General features: G+C 73.0%; 26 protein-coding genes. 20 read left to right on the plus strand and 6 right to left on the minus strand.

Translation table 11 applies throughout. The features are described 5' to 3' along the window. Positions 1-6: 6 nt before the first annotated feature. Positions 7-2469, minus strand: a complete 2463-nt coding sequence (locus tag D7318_RS20305; RefSeq protein ID WP_120698551.1) for a DNA gyrase/topoisomerase IV subunit A — start codon at positions 2467-2469, stop codon at positions 7-9. A 146-nt stretch (positions 2470-2615) separates the two neighbouring features. Between D7318_RS20305 and D7318_RS20310 the strand changes: the two genes are divergently transcribed. From D7318_RS20310 to D7318_RS20320, 3 genes are all read left to right on the plus strand, one after another. After that, complete coding sequence (locus tag D7318_RS20310) at positions 2616-3983, plus strand: M16 family metallopeptidase (protein WP_120698552.1); 1368 nt, start codon at positions 2616-2618, stop codon at positions 3981-3983. A 17-nt stretch (positions 3984-4000) separates the two neighbouring features. After that, a complete protein-coding gene (locus D7318_RS20315) occupies positions 4001-5368 on the plus strand; it encodes a M16 family metallopeptidase (protein WP_120698593.1) in 1368 nt (455 codons plus the stop codon). Positions 5369-5601: 233 nt separating this feature from the next. Continuing rightward, a complete protein-coding gene (locus tag D7318_RS20320) occupies positions 5602-6279 on the plus strand; it encodes a GntR family transcriptional regulator (RefSeq protein WP_120698553.1) in 678 nt (225 codons plus the stop codon). Positions 6280-6383: 104 nt separating this feature from the next. Here D7318_RS20320 and D7318_RS20325 read toward each other — a convergent pair whose 3' ends face one another. Further along, positions 6384-6674, minus strand: a complete 291-nt coding sequence (locus D7318_RS20325) for an HPr family phosphocarrier protein (protein ID WP_120698554.1) — start codon at positions 6672-6674, stop codon at positions 6384-6386. Positions 6675-6772: 98 nt separating this feature from the next. Here D7318_RS20325 and D7318_RS20330 point away from each other — a divergent pair, with 98 nt between their 5' ends. From D7318_RS20330 to D7318_RS20340, 4 genes are read left to right on the plus strand one after another with little or no spacing between them, the layout of a single operon-like run. Further along, positions 6773-9487 (plus strand): bifunctional acetate--CoA ligase family protein/GNAT family N-acetyltransferase, encoded by a 2715-nt coding sequence (locus D7318_RS20330; protein ID WP_120698555.1) that lies wholly within the window; start codon positions 6773-6775, stop codon positions 9485-9487. A 48-nt stretch (positions 9488-9535) separates the two neighbouring features. Further along, positions 9536-10123: a DUF5998 family protein gene (locus D7318_RS33470; protein ID WP_220131202.1), complete on the plus strand. Its 588-nt coding sequence runs from the start codon at positions 9536-9538 to the stop codon at positions 10121-10123. After that, positions 10120-11343, plus strand: coding sequence for an alkaline phosphatase family protein (locus D7318_RS20335; RefSeq protein ID WP_220729722.1), 1224 nt, complete (start codon positions 10120-10122; stop codon positions 11341-11343). Before D7318_RS33470 ends, D7318_RS20335 begins: the two co-directional genes overlap by 4 nt. A 16-nt stretch (positions 11344-11359) precedes the next feature. Next, positions 11360-12034, plus strand: coding sequence for a thymidine kinase (locus D7318_RS20340; protein ID WP_120698557.1), 675 nt, complete (start codon positions 11360-11362; stop codon positions 12032-12034). A gap of 51 nt (positions 12035-12085) precedes the next feature. On the opposite strand, the gene D7318_RS20345 is transcribed toward D7318_RS20340, so the two are convergent. Beyond that, a complete protein-coding gene (locus D7318_RS20345) occupies positions 12086-12820 on the minus strand; it encodes a VOC family protein (protein WP_230423925.1) in 735 nt (244 codons plus the stop codon). Between the two features lie 141 nt (positions 12821-12961). Between D7318_RS20345 and D7318_RS20350 the strand changes: the two genes are divergently transcribed. Beyond that, positions 12962-13804 carry a sulfurtransferase gene (locus tag D7318_RS20350; RefSeq protein WP_120698559.1) on the plus strand — a complete coding sequence of 281 codons (843 nt, stop codon included), beginning with the start codon at positions 12962-12964 and terminating at the stop codon, positions 13802-13804. Positions 13805-13808: 4 nt separating this feature from the next. On the opposite strand, the gene sepH is transcribed toward D7318_RS20350, so the two are convergent. Next, entirely contained in the window at positions 13809-14813 is a 1005-nt protein-coding gene (gene sepH, locus D7318_RS20355; RefSeq protein ID WP_120698560.1) for a septation protein SepH, read from the minus strand. A 526-nt stretch (positions 14814-15339) separates the two neighbouring features. Between sepH and D7318_RS20360 the strand changes: the two genes are divergently transcribed. Both D7318_RS20360 and D7318_RS20365 read left to right on the plus strand, forming a co-directional pair. Then, positions 15340-16467, plus strand: a complete 1128-nt coding sequence (locus tag D7318_RS20360; RefSeq protein ID WP_120698561.1) for a ferrochelatase — start codon at positions 15340-15342, stop codon at positions 16465-16467. A gap of 40 nt (positions 16468-16507) precedes the next feature. Then, positions 16508-17338 carry an inositol monophosphatase family protein gene (locus tag D7318_RS20365; RefSeq protein ID WP_120698562.1) on the plus strand — a complete coding sequence of 277 codons (831 nt, stop codon included), beginning with the start codon at positions 16508-16510 and terminating at the stop codon, positions 17336-17338. A gap of 90 nt (positions 17339-17428) precedes the next feature. Here D7318_RS20365 and D7318_RS32910 read toward each other — a convergent pair whose 3' ends face one another. Next, complete coding sequence (locus D7318_RS32910) at positions 17429-17590, minus strand: hypothetical protein (protein WP_181727297.1); 162 nt, start codon at positions 17588-17590, stop codon at positions 17429-17431. Between the two features lie 300 nt (positions 17591-17890). On the opposite strand from D7318_RS32910, the gene D7318_RS20370 reads away from it, so the two are divergent. The 3 genes from D7318_RS20370 (at position 17891) to D7318_RS20380 (ending at position 20403) form a co-directional block, all read left to right on the plus strand. Further along, positions 17891-18544, plus strand: coding sequence for a response regulator transcription factor (locus D7318_RS20370; RefSeq protein WP_113685927.1), 654 nt, complete (start codon positions 17891-17893; stop codon positions 18542-18544). A 60-nt stretch (positions 18545-18604) separates the two neighbouring features. After that, positions 18605-19831, plus strand: coding sequence for a sensor histidine kinase (locus tag D7318_RS20375; protein ID WP_230423926.1), 1227 nt, complete (start codon positions 18605-18607; stop codon positions 19829-19831). A gap of 272 nt (positions 19832-20103) precedes the next feature. Then, positions 20104-20403, plus strand: coding sequence for a DUF4193 domain-containing protein (locus D7318_RS20380; protein WP_049571160.1), 300 nt, complete (start codon positions 20104-20106; stop codon positions 20401-20403). A 21-nt stretch (positions 20404-20424) separates the two neighbouring features. Here the strand turns inward: D7318_RS20380 and D7318_RS20385 are convergent, their stop codons facing one another. After that, positions 20425-20877, minus strand: a complete 453-nt coding sequence (locus tag D7318_RS20385; protein ID WP_120698564.1) for a DUF3093 domain-containing protein — start codon at positions 20875-20877, stop codon at positions 20425-20427. A 58-nt stretch (positions 20878-20935) separates the two neighbouring features. On the opposite strand from D7318_RS20385, the gene dut reads away from it, so the two are divergent. The 7 genes from dut (at position 20936) to kdpB (ending at position 26754) form a co-directional block, all read left to right on the plus strand. Next, the gene (gene dut / locus D7318_RS20390; RefSeq protein WP_408055516.1) at positions 20936-21460 is read left to right on the plus strand and encodes a dUTP diphosphatase; all 525 of its coding nucleotides are present in this window, start codon (positions 20936-20938) and stop codon (positions 21458-21460) included. Position 21461: 1 nt separating this feature from the next. Beyond that, on the plus strand, positions 21462-22226 hold the full coding sequence (locus tag D7318_RS20395; protein WP_120698566.1) for a DUF3710 domain-containing protein: 765 nt from the start codon (positions 21462-21464) through the stop codon (positions 22224-22226). 141 nt (positions 22227-22367) lie between these two features. Then, positions 22368-22685 carry a DUF6343 family protein gene (locus tag D7318_RS20400; protein WP_120698594.1) on the plus strand — a complete coding sequence of 106 codons (318 nt, stop codon included), beginning with the start codon at positions 22368-22370 and terminating at the stop codon, positions 22683-22685. A gap of 57 nt (positions 22686-22742) precedes the next feature. Beyond that, a complete protein-coding gene (locus D7318_RS32915; protein ID WP_183091527.1) occupies positions 22743-22892 on the plus strand; it encodes a hypothetical protein in 150 nt (49 codons plus the stop codon). Then, a complete protein-coding gene (kdpF, locus tag D7318_RS20405; RefSeq protein ID WP_113685931.1) occupies positions 22889-22978 on the plus strand; it encodes a K(+)-transporting ATPase subunit F in 90 nt (29 codons plus the stop codon). The genes D7318_RS32915 and kdpF overlap by 4 nt, the downstream gene beginning before the upstream one ends. Before the next feature lie 9 nt (positions 22979-22987). After that, positions 22988-24652, plus strand: a complete 1665-nt coding sequence (gene kdpA, locus D7318_RS20410; RefSeq protein ID WP_183091528.1) for a potassium-transporting ATPase subunit KdpA — start codon at positions 22988-22990, stop codon at positions 24650-24652. After that, on the plus strand, positions 24649-26754 hold the full coding sequence (gene kdpB / locus D7318_RS20415) for a potassium-transporting ATPase subunit KdpB (RefSeq protein ID WP_120698567.1): 2106 nt from the start codon (positions 24649-24651) through the stop codon (positions 26752-26754). The genes kdpA and kdpB overlap by 4 nt, the downstream gene beginning before the upstream one ends. Positions 26755-26768: the final 14 nt, after the last annotated feature.

Raw genomic sequence — 26768 nt, forward strand, 5'->3', positions numbered from 1 at the left:
GACCGGCTACACCGGGCCGCCGACCACCGCGACGGCCTTGGCCAGCGGCGCGCCCGAGCCGTCCCTGCGCGGGTCGGTCTCGGGGAGCGGCACCGGCGCGCCCGTCGCCGTCGCGGCCCGCGCGGGAGCCGCCCCTGCCCACGCGAACACCAGCCGGTCCTCGCCCTTGAGGAACCGTTGGCAGCGCACCCCGCCCGTCGCGCGCCCCTTGCGCGGATACTGGTCGAACGGCGTCAGCTTGGCCGTCCCCAGCGAGTCGTCCAGCGTCCCGCTGCCCCCCGCCACCGTGAACACCACGGCGTCCCGCGCCGGATCGACCACCGTGAAGGAGACGACGGAGGCGCCATCGGCCAGCTTGACGCCCGCCATGCCACCGGCGGGCCGCCCCTGCGGCCGCACCTGGCTCGCCTGGTAGCGCAGCAGCTGGGCGTCGCTCGTGATGAAGACGAGGTCCTCCTCGCCGGTGTGCAGCTCGGCCGCGCCCACGATGCGGTCGCCCTCCTTGAGGGTGATGACCTCCAACTCCTCCTTGTTCGAGGGGTAGTCGGGCACCACCCGCTTGACCACGCCCTGCTCCGTGCCGATCGCGAGCCCCGGCGACGACTCGTCGAGCGACGTCAGGCACACCACCCGCTCGTCGCCCTCGAGCGACAGGAACTCCGACACCTGCGCCCCGCCCGCCAGGCTCGGCGCCGACGCGCGGCTCGGCAGCTGCGGCAGGTCCACCACCGCGATCCGCAGCAGGCGGCCCGTGGACGTCACCGCGCCCACCTCGCCCCTGGTCGTGGAGGCCACGGCCGAGACCACCACGTCGTGCTTCCCGCGCGACGTGGACTGCGGCGTGTCCGTCGCCTCGAACGACGCCTCGCCGTCCGCCGTCCGCGCCAGCAGCCCCGTCGACGACATCAGCACGCGGCACGGGTCGTCCGAGACCTCGAGCGGCAGCGCCTCGGCGGGCGCGCCCTCGGACTCCATCAGGACCGTCCGGCGCGGCGTGCCGTACTTCTTGGCGACCTCGGCCAGCTCGCCGGACACCAGCTTCCGCAGCTCGGCGTCCGAGTCCAGGATCCGGGTCAGCTCCTCGATCTCCGCGGTCAGCCGGTCGCGTTCGGATTCGAGCTCGATCCGGTCGAACCTGGTCAGCCGCCGCAGCGGAGTGTCCAGGATGTACTGGGTCTGGACCTCGGAGAGCCCGAAGCGGGCGATCAGCCCCTCCTTGGCCTCCGCGGCGTTCTCGCTCGAACGGATGATCCTGATGACCTCGTCGATGTCGACGAGCGCCACCAGCAGGCCCTCGACCAGGTGCAGCCGGTCCCGCCGCTTGGCCCGCCTGAACTCACTGCGCCGCCGCACCACCTCGAACCTGTGGTCCACATAGACCTGGAGCAGCTCGCGCAGCCCGAGCGTCAGCGGCTGGCCGTCCACCAGCGCGACGTTGTTGATGCCGAAGGTCTCCTCCATCGGCGTCAGCTTGTACAGCTGGGCGAGGACGGCCTCGGGGTTGAAGCCGTTCTTCACCTCGATGACCAGGCGCAGCCCGTGCTCGCGGTCGGTCAGGTCCTTGACGTCGGCGATGCCCTGGAGGCGCTTGGCGTTGACCAGGTCCTTGATCTTGGCGATCACCTTCTCGGGGCCCACGGTGAACGGCAGCTCGGTGACGACGAGCCCCTTGCGGCGGGCCGAGACCTTCTCCACCGTCACCTTCGCCCGCATCCGGAACGTGCCGCGCCCGCTCGCATAGGCGTCGCGGATGCCGTCGAGGCCCACGATCTGACCCCCCGTCGGCAGGTCGGGCCCCGGCACGAAGCGCATCAGCGTCGCCAGGTCGGCCGCGGGGTGGCGGATCAGGTGGCGGGCCGCCGCGATGACCTCGCCGAGGTTGTGCGGCGGCATGTTCGTCGCCATGCCGACCGCGATGCCGCTCGACCCGTTCACCAGGAGGTTGGGATAGGCGGCGGGCAGCGTGACCGGCTCGCGCTCGCTGCCGTCGTAGTTGGGCGCGAAGTCGACGGTGTCCTCGTCGATCGCGTCCACCATCAGCCCGGCCGCGGGCGCCGAGCGGCACTCGGTGTACCGCATGGCGGCGGGCGGGTCGTCGTTCCCCAACGAGCCGAAGTTCCCGTGGCCGTCCACCAGCGGCAGCCGCATCGAGAACGACTGGGCCATGCGCACCAGCGCGTCGTAGATGGCCGTGTCACCGTGCGGGTGCAGCTTGCCCATCACCTCGCCGACCACCCGGGCGCACTTCACATAGCCGCGGTCGGGCCGCAGCCCCATGTCGTGCATCTGGTACAGGATCCGCCGGTGCACCGGCTTCATCCCGTCCCGCGCGTCGGGCAGCGCACGGGAGTAGATCACCGAGTAGGCGTACTCGAGGAAGGACCCCTGCATCTCGTCGACGACGTCGATGTCGAGGATGCGCTCCTCGAACTCCTCGGGAGGCGGGGACTGCGTGCTGCGGCGGGCCATCGCGGCAGGGCTCCTTCGTACGGGTGGACGGGTTACCGCGGACCATTGTGGCCCGCTCCACCGACAAGCGAGAACTTCGCACACCCCGGCTCACCTTGCATAAGGTGGCGGGGACTCCGACCGTCCGAGCGAAGGGACCCGACCCCATGGGCCACACGGCCATTCCGCAGGATTCCGTCGGCGGGCTTTCAGCGACCGAGCACCGCCTGGACAACGGACTGCGCGTCGTGCTCTCCGAGGACCATCTCACCCCCGTCGCCGCGGTCTGCCTCTGGTACGACGTGGGCTCGCGCCACGAGGTCCCAGGACGCACCGGGCTGGCCCATCTCTTCGAGCACCTGATGTTCCAGGGCTCCGAACAGGTGGAAGGGAACGGCCACTTCGAGCTCGTCCAGGGAGCCGGCGGCTCGCTCAACGGCACCACCAGCTTCGAACGCACCAACTACTTCGAGACCATGCCCGCCCATCAGGTCGAGCTCGCCCTGTGGCTCGAGGCCGACCGCATGGGCACGCTGCTGAGCGCGCTCGACGAGAAGTCCCTGGAGAACCAGCGCGACGTCGTGAAGAACGAACGCCGCCAGCGCTACGACAACGTCCCCTACGGCACGGCGTTCGAGCGGCTGACCGCCAAGGTCCACCCCGAGGGCCACCCCTACCACCACGTCCCCATCGGCTCGATGGCCGACCTCGACGCCGCCTCGCTCGAGGACGCGCATGAGTTCTTCCGCACCTACTACGCGCCCAACAACGCCGTGCTCGCCGTCGTGGGCGACATCGACCCCGAGCGGGTCCTCGCGTGGGTGGAGAAGTACTTCGGCTCGATCCCCTCGCACGAGGGCAAACGCCCCCCGCGCGACGGCTCGTTGCCCGACGTCATCGGCGAGGAGCTGCGCGAGGTGATCGAGGAGGACGTGCCCGCCCGCGCCCTGATGGCCGCCTACCGGCTGCCCCACGACGGAACGCGCGAGGGAGACGCCGCGGACCTCGCGCTCACCGTGCTCGGCGGCGGCGATTCGTCCCGCCTGCACAACCGCCTGGTCCGCCGCGACCGCACCGCCGTCACCGCGGGGTTCGGCCTGCTGCGGCTCGCCGGGGCGCCCTCGATGGGCTGGCTCGACGTCAAGACCTCGGGCGACGCGACCGTCCCCGAGATCGAGACGGCGGTGGACGAGGAGCTGGCGCGGTTCGCCGCCGAGGGCCCGACCCCGGAGGAGATGGAGCGCGCCCAGGCGCAGCTCGAGCGCGAGTGGCTCGACCGGCTGGCCACCGTGGGCGGCAGGGCGGACGAGCTGTGCCGCTTCGCCGTGCTGTTCGGCGACCCGCAGCTCGCGCTGACCGCGGTGCGGCGGATCATGGAGGTCACCCCCGAGGAGGTGCGGGCCGTCGCCGCCGCCAGGCTCCGCCCCGACAACCGAGCCGTGCTGGTCTACGAGCCCACCGAGCCCACCGAGGACGCGGACGCCGAGGCCACCGAGGGAACCGACATCATCGACGCCGAAGGGGCTGACCAGTGACCGAGGCCAAGCCAGCCATGCAGCTCCATCCCCGGCCCACCGGCGGTGAGCCCACGCCCTGGGCGTTCCCCCGGCCCGAGCGCAGCGGCCTCCCCAACGGGATCACGGTGCTGCGCAGCCACCGCCCCGGCCAGCGGCTGATCGCCGTCGAGGTCAACCTCACCGCGCCGCTCGCCGCCGAGCCCAAGGGCCAGGAGGGCGTCGCCACGATCATGGCCCGCGCGCTGAACGAGGGCACCGACAAGCACAGCGCCGAGGAGTTCGCGGCCGAGCTCGAGCGGTACGGCGCCACCCTCGACGCGCACGCCGACCACCCGGGCCTGCGGGTGTCGTTGGAGGTTCCGGCCTCCCGGCTCGGCAAGGCGCTCGACCTGCTGGCCGACGCGCTGCGCGCCCCCGCCTTCGCCGAGAGCGAAATCGAGCGGCTGGTCCGCAATCGGCTCGACGAGATCCCTCACGAGCTGGCCAACCCCGCCCGCCGCGCCGCCATGGCGCTCTACGCCTCGCTGTTCCCGGCCGAGGCCCGGATCTCCCGGCCGAGGCAGGGCACGGCGGAGACGGTCGCGCGCATCGACGCCACGTCCGTGCGCGCCTTCTACGAGGCGCACATCAGGCCCTCGGCCGCCACGGTCGTGGTGGTCGGCGACTTCACCGGCATCGACCTGGACGCCGAGCTGGGCCGCACCCTGGGCGCCTGGACCGGCAAGGCCAGCGAGCCGTTCGCCTGGACGCCGGTCACGGCGGACGACACCGGCCGCGTCATCATCGTGGACCGCCCAGGCTCGGTGCAGACCCAGCTGCTCATCGGCCGTACGGGCCCGGACCGGCACGACCCGGTCCACCCGGCCCGCCGCCTCGGCGTGTACTGCCTGGGCGGCACGATCACCTCGCGCCTCGACCGGGTGCTGCGCGAGGAGAAGGGCTACACCTACGGCATCAGGGCGTTCAGCCAGGTGCTGCTCTCCCGCGCCGACGGCACCGGGCTCTCGCTGCTCGGCATCCGCGGCTCGGTGGCCACCGAGGTGACAGGGCCCGCCCTGGCCGACCTGTGGACGGTGCTGCGCGACCTCGCCGATGGCGGGCTCACCGACGAGGAGCGCGACTCCGCCGCCCAGTACCTGGTGGGCGTGGCCCCGTTGAGCTTCGAGACCGCGTCCGCGGTGGCCGGGACGCTCGCGGACCAGGTGGAGGAGGAGCTGCCCGACGACTACCAGGCGACGCTCTACGCCCGGCTCGCCGAGACGGGCGCGGTCGAGGCGACGGCCGCGGTGGTCCGCGCGTTCCCCGCCGACCGCCTGGTGACGGTCCTCGTGGGGGACGCGGAGCAGATCGCCGGGCCGGTACGGGAGCTCGGCATCGGCGAGGTGACGGTGCTCGGCGGCTGACCCGGGGCGGCGACCCGCGCCGCGGCCCTCGGCGTGCGCGCCGGGGGCCGCGGGCATTCGCGCGCGCTTCCCCGGGAGTGACCGCGCTTCATGCGCGCTTCGGCTCGAGGCCGAAAAACGCTTCGTTTTACCGGGGCGCTATCGGCATTCACGGAGTTGTGCCATACAGTTCCCCCCAGTGACCCGGTAGTAATGCGACAGGGCAGACGCCGGCTTGCCTTGGGGGTTTGTTCATGCGTATCTCCGCGCACACGGTATGCACGGCGATCCGTGACGACATTGTCGCCGGTGTCCTGCCGCCGGGTGTCCGGCTCGCCGAGGAGCAGTTGGCGCAGCGGTACGGCGTCTCCCGCGTCCCGGTGCGCGAGGCGCTGCGCACGCTCGAGTCGGAGGGCTTCGTCGTCTCGCGGCGGCACGCCGGGGCCTGTGTCGCGGAGTTGGGCGACCGCGAGGCGGCCGATCTGCTCGACATCAGGGCGTTGATCGAGCCGCTCGGCGCGGCCAGGGCGGCGCAGCGGCGCACCGAGGCGCACCTGAAGGTGCTGCGCGGTCTGGTGCGCCTCGGGCGTCAGCGCGCAGGCCAGGGGCAGGAGTCGGACCTGCGGTCGCTCGGCGACTGGTTCCACGAGACGGTCGCCCAGGCCACCTGCTCGCCCGGGCTGACCTCGCTGCTGATCCAGATCCGCCGCAAGATCACCTGGCTCTACACCGCGGAGCCCGTCTCACGCGCCGTCGTCCTGTGGCAGGAGCGGGGCGCGTTGGTGGACGCCATCGCGCGCGGCGACGCCGAACGCGCCCGCGCCCTGTCGGCGGCCCAGCTCGACCGGGCCACCCCCGCGAGGCGGCAGTTCAGGGCGGTCGCGGTGAGAAGCCCGAAACCTGCCGTAAACACAGTGCGCGGCCAGATTTAACAGCGACCGTATACACCTGGGAATGGCCCGCCCGAATTCCGTTGCGTGAATGGCGCGGCCGCCATTTCCGTGCCCGGAATTGGCGGCCTTGTGTGCGCATGTATTCACACGGTTTCCGGAAGCTCCTCAAGTCCTTCGGAAACGAGCTTCGCCAGCCGGTCGAGCGCCGCCTCGGCTGCCGCCGTGTCCTCCGCCCGAGAGGTCAGCGTGATCTCGTCGCCGCCCTCCGCGCCCAGGCTCAGCACCGCGAGCATGGAGGCGGCGTTCACCGCGGGGCCGTCCTTCCTCGCGATGGTCACCGGGACGCCGGTCGCCATGGCGGCGCGGACGAAGATCGAGGCGGGACGGGCGTGCAGCCCTTCTGCCCAGCCGATGGAGACGCGGCGCTCGGCCATGGTGGTGCCCTCCGGGGGTGAACAGGTGCGCGGATCAGCGTCCATGGCGGAAGGCGTGGAGCCTCCCGTCCGGACACGCACAACCGTACGCTGATGTCATGCGCGCGCCCGCCAAGACTCCCTACCCGGCGCACTGGGAGGCCGATGTGGTGCTGCGCGACGGCGGCACCGCCCACATCAGACCCATCACCCCCGACGACGCCGACCGGCTGGTCAGCTTCTACGAGCGCGTCTCCGACGAGTCCAAGTACTACCGCTTCTTCGCGCCCTACCCGCGCCTCTCCGACCGCGACGTCCACCGCTTCACCCACCACGACTACGTCGACCGCGTCGGCCTCGCCGCCACCGTGGGCGACGACTTCCTGGCCACCGTCCGCTACGACCGGGTGGACGAACGGGGCGCCGCGGCCTCGCCGCCCGCCGACCGGGCGGAGGTCGCGTTCCTCGTCGAGGACGCCCACCAGGGCCGCGGCCTGGCCTCGGCGCTGCTCGAACACATCGCCGCGGTCGCCGGGGAGCGCGGCATCCGCCGCTTCGAGGCCGAGGTGCTGCCCGCCAACTCCGCGATGATCAAGGTCTTCACCGACGCCGGATACGCCCAGCGCCGCAGCTTCGCCGACGGCGCCGTCCACCTCACCCTCGACCTCGAGCCGACCGCCGAGTCCCTCGCCGTCATGCGCGCCAGGGAGCAGCGCGCCGAGGCCAGGTCGGTGCAGCGGCTGCTCGCCCCGCGCAGCGTCGCCGTCGTCGGGGTGAGCCGGGGCGCGGGAGGCGCGGGCCTGAGCGTGCTCGCGGGGCTGCGCGCGGGCGGGTTCACGGGGAGCCTGTACGCGGTCAACGCCGCCCTCACGCCCGGGCTGACCGAGCTTGGCGGCGTTCCGGCGTTCCGCTCCGTGGGCGCCATCGGCGCGCCCGTCGACCTGGCCGTGCTCGCCGTGCCCGCCGCCCAGGTGGCCGACGTGGTCGTCGACTGCGGCGAGCACGGGACGCAGGGCCTCGTGGTCCTCGCCGCGGGGCACTCGCGCGACGAGCAGCGCGAACTCGTGGCCCGCGCACGGTCGTACGGGATGCGGATCATCGGCCCCGACGCGTTCGGCGTGATCAACACCGACCCCGCCGTGCGCCTCAACGCCAGCCCCGCGCCCCGGCTGCCGAGGGCCGGGCGGATCGGGCTGTTCACGCAGTCCGCCGCGATCGGCATCGCCGTCCTCGACGAGCTGGAACGCCGCGGCGCCGGGCTCTCCACGTTCCTCTCCGCCGGGAACCGCGCCGACCTGTCGGGCAACGACGCCCTCCAGTACTGGTACGAGGACCGGGACACCGATGTGGCCCTGATGTACCTCGAATCGGTCGGCAACCCCCGCAAGTTCACCCGCGTCGCCCGGCGCAGCGCCGCCGCGGGCAAGCCGGTCGTGGTGGTCCGCGGCGGTCGGCACAGCGGCGGGCTGCCGCCGCACGGCCACGCCGTCCCCGTGGGCAACGCCCCCGAGCCCACCGTCTCCGCGCTGCTCAGCCAGGCCGGGGTGATCGAGACCGACACCGCCGTCGAGCTGATCGACACAGGGCTGCTCCTGGCCCACCAGCCGCTGCCCCGAGGGCCCAGGGTCGCCGTGGTCGGCGGCGCCGAGGCGCTGGCCCTCGTCGCGTACGACGCCTGCCGCGCCCAGGGCCTCGACCCCCTGCCGCCCTCGCGCCCCGACGACCTCGGGCCCGCGCTCGAGGCCGCGCTCGCCGACCCCGGCACCGACGCGGTCGTCGTCACCGCGGTGCCCAGCGTGGGCGACGAGGCGGGCGGCCGGGGCGAGGGGGAGGGCGAGGGGGAGGTGGTGACGGCCGTGGCCGACGCCGTCAGGCGGGCCGCGGGCGGCGGCAAGCCGGTCGTCGTCGCGCACCTGGCCCTCGACGGCCTGGCCGACGCGCTCAGCGCGCGGGGCGTGCCCGCCTATCCCTCGGCGGAACGCGCCGTCCGCGCGCTGGCGCACGCCGTCCGGCACGCCGCCTGGCGGGCGGACGCGGCCGAGCCGGGGCGCGTGCCCGCGTACGACGACATCGACGAGTCGGCCGCCGCCCGCCTGCTCGCCGACGCCACCCGTGCCAGGGCCGACGGGGCGGCACCGCCCGCCGCCCTCGACGCCGATCGCACGCGAGAGCTCCTCGCCGCCTACGGCATCGCCGTGCCCCCGACGCTGCCCGCCCCCGACCCGGAGGCCGCGGTCGAGGCGGCGAGGCGGCTCGGCTACCCGGTCGCCCTCAAGCCCACCGCCGGTCACCTACGCCACCGCGCGGACCTCGGCGGCGTCCGCCTCGGCCTGGCCACCGAGGGCGAACTCCGCAGGGCGCACGCCGAGCTGACGCGCCACCCGGGCGCGCGGGGCGCCCCCGGCGCACTCCGGCTTGTGGTGCAGGCGATGGTGCCCCGGGGCGTGGACACCGTGGCGCGCGCGACCGTGGATCCCGCCGTGGGCGCGCTGCTGTCGTTCGGCCTGGCGGGGGCGCCGTCCGAGCTGCTCGGCGACATGGGCCACCGCCTGCTGCCCGTCACCGACCGGGACGCCGCCGAGCTGGTGCGTTCCATCGCCGCGGCCCCCATGCTGTTCGGCTGGCGCGGCGCCGAGCCGGTCGACACCGCGGCCCTCGAGGAGCTGCTGCTGCGCCTCGGCCGCCTCGTCGACGACCACCCCGAGATCGCCGAAGTCACCCTGGAGCCCGTCGTCGTGGCCCCCCGCGGCGCCACCGCGCTGGCCGCGGCCGTGCGCGTCGCGCCCCCGCCACCGCGTACCGACCTGGGCCCGCGCCGGCTGCCCGCCTACTGACGTCGAGCGGCCCTTCCCGGAACGGTGCCGCCCCGTAGGATGGGCGGCATGGCGAAGACCGGTACGACGTCCCAGGGGCTGCGGGAGGCGATCGAGCGCAGCGGGTACTACCCGGCGCTGGTCGCCGAGGCGGTGGAGGCCGCCGTGGGACGGGAGCCCGTCGTCTCCTTCCTGGTCCACCAGGAGACGACGTTCGACAGCAACGAAGTGCGCCGGCACGCCACCGTCCTCGTGCTGACGGGCACCCGCTTCATCGTCAGCCACACCGACGAGCAGTCGGCGGACAGCTCAGCGCCCGCGCCGTACGCCACCACCTCCACCGAGTCCGTCAAGCTCTCGCGGATCGCCTCCGTGGTGATCAGCCGCGTCGTGTCCGACCCCCAGTCGTACGCCCCCGGCACGCTCCCCAGGGAGGTCGTGCTCACCATCGGCTGGGGCGCCGTCTCACGCATCGACATGGAGCCCGCGAGCTGCGGCGACCCCAACTGCGAGGCGGACCACGGCTACACCGGCTCGACCACGGCCGACGACCTGTCGCTGCGCATCAGCGAGGCGGGCGACGGCCCCGAGACGGTCCGTCAGACCCTCGAGTTCGCGCAGGCGCTCTCCGAGGCGACGGCGGTGGCCGGCAGGTGACGTTCCCCCCGCAGGGGAGTTCGGGGTTCTCCCCGTCCCAGGCCCACGACCCCGCGCCGCTCGATCCGCGCGAGGCGCCCGCGCCGAGGTACGGGTCGGGATCGCTCGCCGACGTCCTCCCGGCGGTGGCCGCGGGGCTCGGCGTCCCCGGTCTGAGCTCAGGTCTCGCGCTGCCGCCCGCCGATCGCGTCTGCGTCTTCCTCGTCGACGGCCTCGGCTGGGAGTCGCTGCGCGCCCACCCCGAGGCGGCACCGTTCCTCACCTCCCTGCTGCCCACGTCGCGCGCCGGGGCCGGTGAGCCGATCACGTGCGGCTTCCCCGCGACCACCGCGACCTCCCTGGCCTCCGTCGGCACCGGCCTCCCCCCGCACGCCCACGGCCTGGTCGGCTACGCCGCGCTCGACCCCGGCACGGGCCGCCTGATGAACCAGCTCCGCTGGGACCCCTGGACCGAGCCGAGGCGCTGGCAGCCGCACCCCACGGTCTTCGAGCTCGCCCACGCCGCGGGCGTCGCCACCGCGCAGGTCTCCGCGCCGCACTTCGCCAGGACCCCGCTCACCCAGGTCGCGCTCTCCGGCGGCACGTTCGTCGGCCGCCTCGACGCGCAGGAGCGCATGGACGTCGCCGCGCGCCGGCTCGCGGCCGCCGACCGGGCGCTGGTCTACACGTACTACTCCGAGGTGGACGGCACCGGCCACCGCACCGGCACCGGCTCCCCCGCCTGGCTCGCCGAGCTGCGCCACGTCGACCGCCTTGCCCAGCGCCTCGCGGAGCAGCTGCCGCCGCGCTCCGCCCTGTACATCACCGCCGACCACGGCATGGTGAACATCCCGGAGACCCCCGAGGCGCGGTTCGACTTCGACGAGGACTGGGAGCTGCGCGCCGGAGTGGCCCTCCTCGGCGGCGAGGGCCGCGCCCGCCACGTCTACGCGGTGCCCGGCGCCGCGGCCGACGTGCACGCCGTCTGGAGCGAGGTGCTCGCGGGCCAGGCGTTCGTGGTCACCCGCGACGAGGCCGTCGCCCTCGGCTGGTTCGGCCCGCCGGGCACCGCGCTCGAGGACCGCGTCCGCGACCGCGTCGGCGACGTCGTGGTGGCGATGACCGGCGTGGCCAGCGTGATCGCCAGCGTCAACGAGCCCAAGGAGTCGGCCCTCATCGGCATGCACGGATCCGTCACCCCCGCCGAGCAGCTTGTCCCGCTCCTCGAAGTACGCACCTGACCGGAGCTGATCGACAGTGGCCGAACTCGCCTTCTTCTCCGGCACGATGGACTGCGGCAAGAGCACGCTCGCCCTCCAGATGCGACACAACCGCTCCGCCCGCGGCCTGATCGGACTGATCTTCACCAGGAACGACCGGGCCGGCGCCGGCCTGCTCTCCTCCCGCCTCGGCCTGGTGACCGACGCCATCGAGGCCGACGAGTTCTTCGACTTCCACGCCCACGTCGTCAAGTACCTGACGTCGGGCGGACGCGTCGACTACGTCATCGCGGACGAGGCGCAGTTCCTCTCGCCAGGCCAGGTGGACCAGCTCGCCCGGGTCGTCGACGACCTCGGCATCGACGTCATCGCGTTCGGGATCACCACCGACTTCAGGACCCGCCTCTTCCCCGGCTCCCAGCGGCTGATCGAGCTGGCGGACCGCGTCGAGGTGCTCCAGGTCGAGGCGTTGTGCTGGTGCGGCGCCAAGGCCACGCACAACGCCCGCACCGTCGGCGGGCGGATGGTCGTCGAGGGCGCGCAGGTCGTGGTGGGCGACGTGAGCCAGGGCGGCACGGGCGGTGAGGCCGCGGAGATCGGGTACGAGGTGCTGTGCCGTCGGCACCACCGGCGCCGCCTCACGGCCGCGGCGGCGGGCGCGGGCCCGCTCTCCCAGGACGTGCTCCCCACCGACCCGGTGCCGGGCCGCTGACCGGCCCTCAGGGGCCGGGAGCCGGTCAGCGGCGTCGTGCGGTGGCGCCGTTCAGCCGCGCTTGGCCTCGCGGATGACCGCGAACGGCGCGCCCTCGGGGTCGGTCACCTGCGCCCACTGCCCGAACGGCGAGACCTGGGGCCCGGTCAGCTGGCGCCCGCCGAGCCGCTTGACCTCCTCGACCGCCTCCTCCACGTCGGGCACCGAGAAGTACGTCAGCCAGTGCGCGCCACGGTCGTGCGGCACCGCCTCGGCCACCCCGCGGATGCTGGCGATCGGGCGCTCACCGAGCCGCAGCGTCAGATAGTCGCTCTCCGGCGGCAACGCCTTCTCCGGCGCCGCCTCGTAGCCGAAGACCGTCGAGTAGAACGTGCTCACGGCCCGCGTCTCGAACGTGATCAGCTCGTTCCACACGGGAGCCCCGGCGGCCCCGGGGAACGGCCCCGAGCGCCGCTTCGGCCCGCCCTGCCACAGCCCGAACGCCGCGCCCCCCGGGTCGGCCGCGATCGCCAGCCGCCCCACCTGCTCCGCGTCGAGCGGCCCCACGGCGACCGTGCCGCCGCTCTCGCGGATCGTCGCCGCGGTCGCGTCGGCGTCCCGCGTCGCGATGTACGGCAGCCACGCGACCACGCGCCGCGCGCCCTCCGTGATCTCCCCGAGCCCCGCCACCGGGTGACCGTCCCGCAGCGCGCGCACATACGCCCCGAGCTGCTTCGGCCCCTCGTCGAACTCCCAGCCGAACAGCCCGTGGTAGAACTCCTGGCTCGCCGCCAGGTCATGCACCATCAGACTCACCCACCGATGCGTCCCGGAGATCGGCGGACTCGCTGCTTCGGTCATTCTGTCTCTTCTCTCCTCGGGGTCCATCACGCCACTGCCGTTGCTCGCCCTCACGAGTCTCCCCCTCCCGACGGGGAGAATGGGCCCATGACTGCAATGATCCCGGCACCCGAACTCGCCGCGGCACTCGGCCCCGGCACGCCCCCGTCCGAGCGCCCCGCACTGCTCGACGTGCGCTGGCGGCTCGGGGGCCCACCGGGGCGTGGTGAGTACGCCGACGGACACCTGCCGGGCGCCGTCTACGTGGACCTGGACACCGAGCTGGCCGCCCCGCCGGGACCGGCGGGGCGCCATCCGCTGCCCGATCCCGAGATCTTCGGCGCCGCGATGCGCCGCGCCGGGGTCTCCCACGGGCGTCCCGTGGTGGTCTACGACGGCGGCGGCCAGGGCTGGGCCGCGGCGCGGGCCTGGTGGCTGCTGCGCTGGGCGGGGCACCCCAGGGTGCGCGTCCTCGACGGTGGACTCCCGGCGTGGCAGGGCGCGTTGACCACCGACGTGCCCGAGCTCCCCGAGGGCGACTTCGTGCCCGCGCCCGGCGCGCTCCCGGTGCTTGACGCCGCGGGGGCGGCGCGGCTGGCCAGGGAGGGCGTGCTGCTCGACGCCAGGGCGGGGGAGCGCTACCGGGGCGAGGTGGAGCCCATCGACCCCGTCGGCGGGCACATCCCCGGCGCGCTGTCCGCGCCCACCACGGAGAACGTCACCGCCGAGGGCCGCATGCGCCCGCCCGCCGAGCTGGCGGCGCGGCACGCCGAGTGGGGCGCCGTCCCGGGCGCGCGGGTCGGCGTCTACTGCGGCTCGGGCGTCTCCGCCGCCCACGCGGTGCTGGCCCTGGGGGAGGCGGGCATCGACGCGGAGCTGTACCCGGGGTCGTGGAGTGAGTGGACCGCCGACCCCGGGCGCCCCGTCGCCACGGGCACGGAGCCTGGCTGACCCGTCACTCCTTCTTCTTGCGCCGGGTGCCGAAGACGATCTCGTCCCAACTCGGCACCGCGGCGCGGCGGCCAGGGCGGACGCCATCCGCCTCGGCCTGCCGGTCGGTGCTGCCGGTCAGCCGGTCGCGGTGGCCCCCGACCGAGCGCGGCATGAGCACGTCCGCATAGGTCGAGCCGGCCGAGGCCGCGGGCGCCGGTCCGCCGCGCGCCGGCGGCTCCTCGCCCTCGGGCTCGTCGCCCGCGGCCATCGCCGCGGGCTGCGGGCCCTGCTGCTCGGGCACCACGAGGTCGCCCCTGAAGCTGGGCACCGCCTCGAGCAGGCTGGTGAGCGAGTCCGCGTCGTTCTCGGGGGAGGAGCGCGGCGCCACGGGGCGCTCGCCCTCGCGCGGCAGCCTGGCGATCCTGGGCACGAACGGGGTGCTCGGCTCCGGGGTGTCGTCCGTCTCGCCGAGCAGCGAACGCGCCTCGTCGTCCACGGCCTGCACCAGGCGGCGTGGCGGGTCGTACGTCCAGCTCGCGGAGTGCGTCTCCCCGGCGACCCGGTAGACGAGCAGCACCTCCCACGTGCCGTCGTCCCGCCGCCAGGAGTCCCAGCGCACCGCGTCCTTGTCCGCGCCGCGCAGCAGCAGCCGCTCGGCCACCGCGTCGCCGAGCTGCGGCCCCGCCGTCTCGCCGGGGCGGCGCACCGGCGTCTTGCGCGCGCGCTCGGCCATGAACGCCCGCTCGGCCAGCACCGGTCCCTCGAAGCGCCGCACCCGGTCCACGGGGATCCCCGCGAACTGGGCGACCTCCTCGGCGGTCGCGCCTGCTCGTATGCGCGCCTGGATGTCGCGCGGGCGCAGGTGGTTCTCCACCTCGATCTCGATCTGGCCCAGACGCGCCCTGTCGTTCCGCACGGCGGCGCGCAGCCGCTCGTCGATGGGCAGGGTGTACTCCGTGTTGTCGGCAGCCTTGAGCACCAGGCGTGTGCCGTCATTGCTCACGGCCACGACACGCAGTTCGGGCACGAGGACCTCCCGGTGGTGCCTGCCGACGTCACCTACGTCGCTGCTCCCGCTAGACGAGTGTGACTTGCCCGGGCGCAGCCTGCCACAACCTTGCTGACTTGCCCGGCGTGTCGGGCCATGGTCTTGATCCGCTGTTGTGGCACAGTCACCACTTTGCCACGTGCGGTGACCGGCGCGAGCGAAATGCGCGCACTCGGGCCGCGGCGGGCCAAGGCCTGGGATTTCACATTACTCCATTGGGGCCAGCCGGGAAGGGCGCCGCGCCCCGGAAGTTTCCCCTCACCAAGGGAGTTGACCCGTTGTTTCCCCACCCCCAAGGGTGACAAGACTCACAGACGCGGCCAACCGGTGACAATCCCCGCACGCCTCACGCGATCCATGGCGCCCGCGTGTGCGGACTGTGCGCGAGGCGGCGAATGGCGGAACTTTCCGTGGAGATTGCGCGCGGGAACGGTCGGGGCGCCCCCCGTGGGCGGCGAGGCGGTCCCTCGGGGCGCCGAAGGCCCGGGTGGCAGGATGTGGGGACATGGACCGTGCCCCCGTTTCCGCTCCGTATGACGCCCTGCTGCTCCTGTCGTTCGGGGGGCCCGAGGGCCCCGACGACGTCATCCCTTTCCTGGAGAACGTCACCCGCGGGCGCGGCATCCCCCGCGAGCGGCTGGCCGCCGTCGGCGCGCACTACCACCTCTTCGGCGGCGTCAGCCCGATCAACGAGCAGAACCGCACCCTGCTCGCCGCGATCCGCGCCGACTTCGCCGAGTACGGCCTCGACCTCCCGGTCTACTGGGGCAACCGCAACTGGGCGCCCCATGTCACCGACACGTTCCGCGAGATGGCCGCCGAAGGGCGCCGCCGCGTCCTCACGCTGGCCACCAGCGCCTACGCCTCCTACTCCGGGTGCCGCCAGTACCGCGAGGACCTGGCGGGCGCGCTTGCCGCCCTGGAGGACGAGGGCGTCGAGCCGCCGCGCGTGGACAAGCTCAGGCACTACTTCAACCACCCCGGCTTCCTCGACACCGTGACCGACGGCGTCGTCGCCGCCATCGAACGCCTGCCCTCCGGCGTGCGCGACGGTGCGCACCTGGCCTTCTGCACCCACTCCATCCCCGACGCCTCGGCCGACACCTCGGGCCCGCCCCCGGGACACGGCCCCGGCGGCGCCTATGTCGCCCAGCACCTGGACGCCGCCCGCACGGTCGCCGAGGCCGTCGACCTGGCCACGGGCGCCACCCACCCGTGGCGGCTCGTCTACCAGTCCCGCAGCGGCGCCCCCTCGACCCCCTGGCTCGAGCCCGACGTCAACGACCACATCGCCGCCCTGCGCGAGAGCGGGGCGCCCGCCGTGGTGATGGTCCCGATCGGCTTCGTCTCCGACCACATGGAGGTCCGCTACGACCTGGACACCGAGGCCATGGACACGGCGGAGAAGCTGGGCCTGCCCGCCGTCAGGTCCGCCACCGTCGGCGCCGACCCGCGTTTCGTGGCCGCGATCCGCGACCTCGTGCTCGAACGCGCCGCCGCCGAGCGGGGCGAGACCCCGCGCCGCGCCGCGCTCGGCCGCCTCGGGCCCGGCCACGACCTGTGCCCCGTGGGCTGCTGCCCCGGCCGGGCGCCAAGGCCCGCCGCGGCGGGCGCCGACAGCCCCTACGCCTGATCCGCCGCCGTCGCGGCCCGCCATCGCAAGGAGCACCACCGTGTCCGAACGCCCCGCCGCCGATCTCGCGGCCGAGCTGCTCGACCTCGCCCAGGAGGCCGCCACCCGCGCGGGCCTCCTGCTGCGCGAGGGCCGCCCCGCCGACCTGGGCGTCCTGGCGACCAAGTCGAGCCCCATCGACGTCGTCACCGAGATGGACCTGGCGGCCGAGAAGCTGATCACCGGCTTCCTGGCCGACCACCGCCCCCGGGACGGCTTCCTCGGCGAGGAGGGCGGCACCAGCGACGGCACGAGCGGCGTGCGCTGGATCATCGATCCGCTCGACGGCACCGTCAACTACCTCTACGGCCTGCCCCAGTGGGCCGTGTCCATCGCGGCCGAGCACGAGGGCGAGGTGATCGCCGCCGTGGTGGCCGCCCCGATGCGCGGCGAGACCTACCGGGCCGTGCGCGGCGGCGGCGCCTGGCGGCTGCTCGAGGCCGCCGGGGCCCCCGAGCCGCTGGCCCCTCGCCCCTCGCCGCCGCTCGACCAGGCGCTGATCGGCACCGGCTTCAACTACGTGGCGACCGTCCGCACCGCCCAGGCGGCCCTCGCGGCCCGGCTGATCCCGCGGCTGCGGGACATCCGCCGCTCCGGCTCGGCCGCCATCGACCTGTGCGACGTGGCGGGCGGCCGACTCGACGGGTACTACGAACGCGGCCTGGCGCCCTGGGACCTGGCGGCGGGCGACCTCATCGCCAGGGAGGCGGGCGCCCTGACCGGCGGCCGCCCGGGGCGGCGCCCCGACCGCGACCTCACGGTCGCCGCGTCCCCCGGCGTCTTCGCCGTCCTCCAGCCGCTCCTCGACGAGCTCGGCGCCTGGCACGACTGACCCGGGCGCGGGGGTCACCCGATCGGGTGACCACACGCACGGCGCCCCCCGGAGGATCCGGGGGGCGCCGTGTCGAAGGGTCTGACCGGCTCAGCCGACGTGGACGCCGTGCTCCGCGGCAAGTCGGCGCAGGTCGTCCAGCTCGGCCTGCTCCACATCCATCGTGAACACGTCTCCGGCCTCACGAGCGCGGTGCAGATCGGACTCGGTGCTTTCGATTCGCTTGAGAATTCCAGCGGTGAACGCGTCCAAGGTGCGCCCCCTCGTCTTCGATCGGCGGCACTGGGGGAGTGCCGTGGTGGGTGCGACCTCTGTGGTCCCTCCACGTGGGTCGGCAGCGCGTCGGCTTACCGCCTACAGAGGCGTGGTCGCGGGGTGTGTGGCTGTCCTCCCCGGTGCGCGTCGGCCGGAAACATCGGCCCACGAGAAATTCGGGAGCCGTCCGCGTGCTCCTTCCCTTACCCCTGGTTTACGAGGGTGCGGTGCAGGATGGGTGTCGGGGGCGGCCGGCCGCCGCCCCCGCCAGCGTGTATGACGAGAGAGGGGCAGGACGTGCGCGTACTCGTCGTGGAGGACGAGCAGTTGCTCGCGGACGCCGTCGCCACCGGCCTCCGCCGACAGGCCATGGCGGTGGACGTGGTGTACGACGGCGCCGCCGCCACCGAGCGCGTCGACCTGAACGACTACGACGTGGTCGTCCTCGACCGGGACCTTCCCCTGCTCCACGGCGACGACGTCTGTCGGCACATCGTCGAGCAGGGCAAGGCGACGCGCGTGCTGATGCTCACCGCGTCGGGGGACGTCAGCGACCGCGTCGAGGGCCTGGAGATCGGCGCCGACGACTACCTGCCCAAGCCGTTCGCCTTCAGCGAGCTGATCGCCCGCGTGCGGGCCCTGAGCCGGCGGGCCACCCCGCCGCTGCCCCCGGTCCTCGAGCGCTCCGGCATCACCCTCGACCCCAACCGCCGCGAGGTGCGCAGGGACGGCCGGGAGATCAGCCTGGCGCCCAAGGAGTTCGCGGTGCTCGACGTGCTGATGCGCAGCGAGGGGGCCGTGGTCTCGGCCGAGCAGCTCCTGGAGAAGGCCTGGGACGAGAACGCCGACCCGTTCACCAACGTCGTGCGCGTCACCGTGATGACGCTGCGCCGCAAGCTGGGGGACCCGCCGGTGATCACCACCGTGCCGGGCGCGGGATACCGGATCTAGGCCATGGCCGCTTCCCCGCCGTCCCCCCCGCCCTCGCCACCCCCGGCCTCCCCGCCGCCGATGCCCCCTGCCCCGCCCAAGCCGCACTGGGACCCGCACGAGACCGAGCAGCCGAGGAGCTGGCTCCGCCCCACCATCCGCATCCGGCTCACGCTGCTGTACGGCGGGATGTTCCTGATCGCCGGGGTGGTGCTGCTGACGATCATCTATCTGCTCGCGGCCCAGGCGCTCGACCGCGGCACGGACACCCCCTTCCGGTTCAACAACCAGACGACCCAGGTCACCATCACCTCCGAGATCTGCCCCGCCCTGCCGAGCCCGGTGGACGCCTCGGACTTCGAGGCGTGGCTGGCCAAGTGCTCGGACACCCAGCGCGCCATCGCCCTCGACCAGCTGCTGCGCAGCTCGCTGCTCGCGCTGCTCGGCCTCGCGGTGGCGGCGTTCGCGTTCGGCTATGTGATGGCGGGCCGGGTCCTGTCGCCGCTCGGCAGGATCACCCGCACCGCACGCCGGGTGGCCGGATCGGACCTGCACCGGCGGATCGAGCTGGACGGCCCCGACGACGAGCTCAAGGAGCTGGCCGACACCTTCGACGAGATGCTGGACCGGCTCGACCGGGCGTTCACCGCGCAGCAGCGCTTCGTGGCCAACGCCTCGCACGAGCTGCGCACCCCCCTGGCGATCAATCGCACGCTGCTCGAGGTGCAGCTCTCCGACCCGGAGGTCTCGCCCGAGGTCACCCAGCTCGGGAACACCCTGCTGGCGACCAACGAGCGCAGCGAGCAGCTGGTGGAGGGCCTGCTGCTGCTCGCCCGCAGCGAGAACGAGCTGGTGGACCGGAAGCCCGTGGACCTCTCCGAGGTCGCCGACCAGGCGGTCGAGCAGGTCCGCGAGGAGGCCAGGCGCAGGGGCGTGGAGATGTCGGGCGTCAGACACCAGGTGTTCGTCCACGGGAACGGCGTGCTGCTCGAGCGCATCGCCCTCAACCTCGTGCAGAACGCCGTACGGTACAACGTGCCCGACGGCTGGGTGCGCGTCGATGTGGAGGCCCGGCCAGGGCAGGCCATGCTCGTGGTGGAGAATACCGGCCCGGTGGTCCCCGCCTATGAGGTCGATAACATGTTCGAGCCTTTCCGGAGGCTCAGGACGCAGCGCACGGGCAGCGACAAGGGTGTCGGTCTCGGCCTGTCCATCGTCCGGTCGGTGGCGAGGGCCCACGGTGGCTATGTCGTGGCCGAGCCCCGCGAGAGCGGTGGCCTCGTCATGCGCGTGGCCATTCCGGTCTGAGCACACGAGGGGACGGGAAAGAAGGAGATGTGATCAATCACATACCGGTGCGGGAGCGGCGCGTGCGCGCCCTTGCCGCAACAGGCGTTTTGGCCCGTTAACGGCCCGATCGGCAGCCGGAATGATCACCTCTTCAGGCGTTCGGTTGGGTGTCGATTGAGTAACACCACTTGATGTGAGGCAAAATCTCCGCCTCAGGTCGGGCACAAAGTCCGACCCCCCGCGCGTTACGAGCGCTGGAGATACCACAGACACCCGGAGGGGGAGAACGAATGGCAACCGACTACGACACTCCACGCAAGACCGACGATGATGTCAACGAGGACAGCATCGAGGAGCTGAAGGCCCGGCGGAACGACAAGTCGGCGTCCACGGTCGATGTCGACGAGTTCGAGCAGGCGGAGGGCCTGGAGCTGCCGGGCGCCGACCTGTCGAACGAGGAGCTGTCGGTCCGGGTGCTTCCTCGGCAGGCCGACGAGTTCACCTGCATGAGCTGCTTCCTGGTGCACCACCGTTCGCAGCTTGCGTCGGAGAAGGACGGCCAGCCCATCTGCCGCGACTGCGCGGCATGAGTGTCCGCGCCCGGATGCTGGCTAAGCCATGTCCGGGCGGGACGCGACCAGCGCCGCGGTGAGCCGGTCGGGACGGCGGGTCGACAGATAGAGGTAGGGCGTCGGATCGTCCGGGTCCACCACCTCGACCCGCACCGCCGTCGGGATGTAGGCGCGGAGCAGCATGTGTGCCCGGGCATCCGCTCGATGGGAGCGCCACGCGCGCGCCTCGTCGGCGTCGAGGGCCCGGGCCTCTCCCAGGGCGGTGAGCGGGATCCTGGCCTGTCCGGCGATCAGGGAGTCGGCCACCACCCGGATCCTGGCCGATCCGTAGGCGCTCAGCGCCACCCCGGCCACCGCGCCGCCCACCGCGAGCCCGCACAGCACCGGCACGGCGCCCAGCGGAGCCAGCGCGACCCCGAACAGAGCCACGCCGAGGACGGCCAGCAGCCACCACGTCCTCGGCACCGTCAGTCGCTCGTCATAGGGCTTCATGGGCCCAAGCATGGCAGGCTCGTCCCCCGCGCTGCCGTGCGGCGGTAGGGTCTGCACCGTGAGTGCCCCCGCGAGCAGAGCCCCCGTAGACGTGCTGATCCGGCGGACGGACCCGTCGGTCCCCGTGCCGGCCCGGGCGCACCCCGGCGACGCCGGCGTCGACCTGATCACCACCGAGGCCGCCGAGCTGGCTCCCGGCGAGCGTGCCGTGCTGCCCACCGGCGTTTCGATCGCCCTCCCCGACGGGTACGCGGCCTTCGTGCATCCCCGTTCCGGCCTCGCCGCCCGCTGCGGGGTGGCCATGGTGAACGCCCCGGGGACCATCGACGCCGGGTACCGTGGGGAGATCAAGGTCATCGTGATCAATCTGGATCCGCGGGAGACCGTAAGGTTCCAGCCATTCGACCGGATCGCCCAGCTCGTTGTCCAGCGGGTGGAGACGGTCCGTTTTCACGAGGTCGCGGAGCTGCCGGGATCGGCGCGGGCCATGGGGGGTTTCGGCTCGACGGGCGGCCATCCCGGCGTGCTCACCCCTTATGCTGCGGTCGGTCCCGGCGGGACTGCCGACCGGAAAGGACAATGACGTGTTCGGACGTCGTCGCAAGCGGAACGAGGAGCCCGAGGACGCGGTCGAGGCCACCGCGGACGAGGAGGCTCTGGACGAGGACGAGGTGCGCCGGGTCAAGCTCGAGCCCGCGCCCCGGCCCGAGGGCCCCTGGGACGTGAGCGAGGTCAGCAAGGCGGCCGAGGGCCGCGTCGACCTCGGTGGCCTCTTCGTCCCCGGTGTGCAGGGCATGGAGCTGCGTGTCGAGGTCGCCGGTGAGGCGATCGTCGCCGCGACCGTGGTGGTCAAGGACAGCGCGGTCCAGCTCCAGGCGTTCGCCGCCCCCAAGCGCGAGGGCATCTGGGCCGAGGTCCGCGAGGAGATCGCCGCCGGGATCACGCAGCAGGGCGGCGTGATCGACGAGATCGAGGGCCCGCTCGGCTGGGAGCTGCGCGCCAAGGTGCCGGTGCAGCTGCCCGACGGCAAGCGCGGCATGCAGGTCGTGCGCTTCGTCGGCGTGGACGGCCCGCGCTGGTTCCTGCGGGGGGTGATTTCCGGGCAGGGCGCGGTGCAGCCCCAGGCCGGTGGCCTGCTCGAGCAGATCTTCAAGGACACCGTCGTGGTCCGCGGCGAGTCGCCGATGGCGCCCCGCGACCCGATCGTCCTCAAGCTTCCCCAGGACGCCCAGATGGTGCCCGACGGGGTCAAGCAGGAGCAGGCGCCCGACGACGGCACGCCCGTCTCCCGTTTCGCCGGTGGCCTGGACAAGCTGCGCCGCGGCCCGGAGATCTCCGAGGTCAGGTAGGACCCGGGCGCGGGCGAAGGGCCGCCGCTCGACGGCACGCGCACACCCCGCCGGGGGCGGCGGGGTGTGTCACGGGTGTCAGTGTCACGGGTGTCATGGCGGTCGGCCAGGGTACTCGTGGGCCTCCGGGAGGAGGCCACCATGGTCGACAGACGCCATGAGCGGACCGGCACCGAGCCGGTGACCGCCTACAGCGCTTTGCGGCTGCGACTGCTGCTGTCCGGCATCTTTCTGCCCTTCTTCGTGCTGCTGACCATTCTCTTCGCCATCTGGTGGGGGATCTCGGGCACTTGGGCCCTCGGCGGTCTGACGCTGGCGTCCGCCGTCCTGACGGTGATCGCGGCGATCGACCTCGCGATCATCCTGCGCCGCCGCCGTGAGCAGGGGCTCGACCAGGAGCGGGACACCGGGGCGGGGACCGACACGGAAGAGGACAGCGGGGGACAAGAGGCCGCGTAAGTGTCCCGTCAAGTCTGAGCCGGGCCGTGTCAGAGCCGCATCAAGGAATGACCGATCGTGCTCGGGCGGGGGTTCCCTGAAGGGGTCAGCAACACCGACCCCTGTCCCCTTCAGGAGCATTCGATGGCCGATGTGGTCTTCGTCCTCGTCACCGTGGCGGGCTTCGCCCTGGTGGCGCTCGTCGCCCAAGGGGTGACGAAGCTGTGACCGCTGAGAACATCGCGGGCCTGTGCGTGTCCGTGGCACTGCTCGGATATCTCGTCCTGGCCCTGCTGTTCCCCGAGAAGTTCTGAGCGCCCGCCGTGAACGAATCTCTCGCGGACATACTCGCGGTCTCCGCCCTGATCGTGGCGCTCGTGCTCGTGCACCGCCCGCTGGGCGACTACATGGCCGCCGTCTACTCGAGCACGAGGCACCTGCGCGTCGAGCGGTGGATCTACCGCTCGATCGGCGCCGATCCCGACGCGGAGATGCGCTGGACCGCCTATCTACGCGGGGTGCTGGCGTTCTCGTTCGTCGGTGTCCTCTTCCTCTACCTGCTCCAGCGGGTCCAGAACCACCTCCCCTGGTCCCTCGGCTTCGACCCGATCACGCCGGACCAGGCGTTCAACACCGCCGTGTCGTTCGTGGCCAACACGAACTGGCAGTCCTACTCGGGCGAGGCGGCCATGGGCCACCTCGTCCAGGCCGGCGGCCTCGCCGTGCAGAACTTCGTCTCCGCCGCCGTCGGGATGGCCGTGGCCGTCGCCCTCGTGCGCGGCTTCGCGCGCTTCCGCACGGGCGAGCTCGGCAACTTCTGGGCCGACCTGGTGCGCGGCACGATCCGCGTCCTGCTGCCGATCTCGGTGCTCTTCGCGATCGTCCTGGTCGCGCTCGGTACCATCCAGAACTTCTCGGACATCCAGCAGGTCCAGACGCTCACCGGCACCGATCAGAGCGTCACCGGCGGGCCCGTGGCGTCCCAGGAGGCCATCAAGCACCTGGGCACCAACGGCGGCGGCTTCTACAACGCCAACTCCGCCCATCCGTTCTCCAGCCCCGACGCGATCAGCAACATGCTGCTGATCTTCCTGATCCTGGTGATCCCGTTCTCGATGCCGCGCACGTTCGGCAGGATGGTCGGCAACGTCAAGCAGGGCTGGACGATCGTCGCCGCGATGGGCGTGATCTGGCTGGCCGGCGTCATCGCCGTCACCGTCGTCGAGCACCAGGCGCCCGGCACGGCGTCGCAGCTGGCGGGCGGGTCGATGGAGGGCAAGGAGCAGCGGTTCGGCGAGGGCGCCTCCTCGCTGTTCGCGGTCTCCACCACCATGACCTCGACCGGGGCGATCAACTCCTTCCACGACTCCTTCCAAGGGCTCTCGGGCGGCGTGCTGATCTTCGGCATGGTGCTCGGCGAGGTCGCCCCTGGCGGCGTCGGCTCCGGCCTCTACGGGATGCTGATGCTGGCCGTGATCGCGGTGTTCATCTCCGGGCTCATGGTCGGCCGCACGCCCGAGTACCTGGGCAAGAAGCTCGGCGCGCGCGAGATCAAGCTCGCGGCCCTCTACATCCTGGTCACCCCGGCCCTGGTGCTCGGCGGCACCGCCTACGCCATGGCCAACGGCGACGGCGAGGAGGCGATGACCAACGTCGGCGCCCATGGCTTCTCCGAGGTCCTCTACGCCTACGCGTCCGCGTCGAACAACAACGGCAGCGCGTTCGCGGGCCTCGGCGCCAACACGGAGTTCTTCAACACCACGCTCGGCCTGTGCATGCTGCTCGGCCGCTTCCTGCCCATGGTGTTCGTCCTCGCCCTGGCCGGCTCGCTGGCCGAGCAACGGCGCGTCCCCGTCACCGCGGGCACGCTGCGCACCCACCAACCCCTCTTCGCCGGGATGCTCGTGGCCAGCACGGTCGTCGTCGCCGGCCTCACGTTCTTCCCCGCACTCTCCCTCGGCCCCCTCGCGGAAGGACTCGCGACATGAGCACCTCGACGCCGGTCCGCCCACGACCGGAGAAGACCCCGCAACGCCCCAAGGACCAGGCGTCCAGGGCCCGCGTCCGCCACGGCGCCTTCGACCCCGCGCTCCTGTGGGAGTCGCTGCCCGAGGCGTTCCGCAAGCTGGACCCGCGGCTGCTCGTCAGGTCGCCCGTCATGTTCGTGGTCGGCGTCGGCTCGCTGCTCACCACGGTGCTCGCGCTCACCGACCCGGGCGACTGGTTCGGCTGGACCATCGCCGCGTGGCTGTGGCTGACCGTGCTGTTCGGCAACCTCGCCGAGGCCGTCGCCGAGGGCCGCGGACGGGCGCAGGCCGACTCGCTGCGCAGGGCGCGCACCGACACCATGGCCCGCAGGCAGGGACAGGGCGGCGAGGAGCGGGTGCTCGGCACCGAGCTGCGTCTCGGCGACCGCGTCGTGTGCGAGGCGGGCGATGTCATCCCCGGTGACGGCGACGTCATCGAGGGCGTCGCCTCGGTCGACGAGTCCGCCATCACCGGCGAGTCGGCCCCCGTCATCCGCGAGTCCGGCGGCGACCGCTCCGCGGTCACCGGCGGTACCCGGGTGCTGTCCGACCGGATCGTGGTCAGGATCACCGCCAAGCCGGGTGAGACGTTCCTCGACCGCATGATCAGCCTTGTCGAGGGCGCCGCCCGGCAGAAGACGCCCAACGAGATCGCGCTCAACATCCTGCTGGCGAGCCTGACCGTGGTCTTCCTGATGGCGGTCGTCACGCTCCAGCCGTTCGCCGTCCACGCGGGCGCCGAGCAGTCCCTCGTGGTGCTCACCGCGCTGCTGGTCTGCCTCATCCCGACCACGATCGGCGCGCTGCTGTCCGCGATCGGCATCGCGGGGATGGACCGCCTGGTGCAGCGCAACGTCCTGGCGACGTCGGGGCGCGCGGTCGAGGCGGCGGGCGACGTGTCGACGCTGCTGCTCGACAAGACCGGCACGATCACCCACGGCAACCGGCAGGCGTCCGTCCTCGTGACCGCCCCCGGGGTCGCCGAGGCCGAGCTCGCCGACGCGGCGCAGCTGTCGTCCCTCGCGGACGAGACGCCCGAGGGCCGCTCGATCGTCGCGCTCGCCCTCGCGCGCCACGGGCGCGGGGAGCGTTCGAGGGAGTCGGTCGAGGGCGCCGCGTGGGTGCCGTTCACCGCGGGGACCCGGATGTCCGGCGTGGACGCGGGCTCCGTGCGGATCCGCAAGGGCGCCGTCGGCGCGGTCACCGGCTGGGTGACCGAGCGGGGCGGCACCGTTCCCGCCCCGATCCTGGGCGCCGTCGAGGCCATCAGCTCGGGCGGCGGCACCCCGCTGCTCGTCGCGGAGGAGCGGGAAGGGACCGCGCGCGTGCTCGGCGCCGTCCACCTCAAGGACGTCGTCAAGGAGGGCATGGCGGAACGGTTCGCCGAGCTGCGGCGGATGGGCATCAGAACGGTCATGATCACCGGCGACAACGCCAGGACCGCCAAGGCCATCGCCGAGGAGGCGGGCGTCGACGACTACCTCGCCGAGGCCACCCCCGAGGACAAGATGGCGCTCATCCGCCGCGAGCAGGCGGGCGGCCGCCTCGTCGCCATGACGGGCGACGGCACCAACGACGCCCCCGCCCTCGCCCAGGCCGACGTCGGGGTCGCCATGAACACCGGCACCTCCGCCGCCAAGGAGGCCGGGAACATGGTCGACCTGGACTCCGACCCGACCAAGCTGATCGAGATCGTGCAGATCGGCAAGCAGCTGCTCATCACGCGCGGCGCGCTGACCACGTTCTCCATCGCCAACGACATCGCGAAGTACTTCGCGATCATCCCCGCGATGTTCGCGGTGGCCTACCCGAGCCTGAACGACCTCAACATCATGGGGCTCTCCTCGCCCGAGTCGGCCATCCTCTCCGCGGTCGTCTTCAACGCGCTGATCATCGTGGGCCTGGTGCCGCTCGCCCTGCGCGGCGTCGGCTACCGGCCGATGGGCGCGGAGCAGATGCTCCGCCGCAACATCGCCGTCTACGGCGTCGGCGGCCTGATCGCCCCGTTCCTCGGGATCAAGCTGATCGACATGCTCATCTCCCTCATCCCCGGCATTGGGTGACCCTTATGTCCTTC

Origin of the sequence: Streptomyces radicis, assembly GCF_003626575.1 — a bacterium.
GTDB classification, from domain to species: Bacteria; Actinomycetota; Actinomycetes; order Streptomycetales; family Streptomycetaceae; genus Streptomyces; species Streptomyces radicis.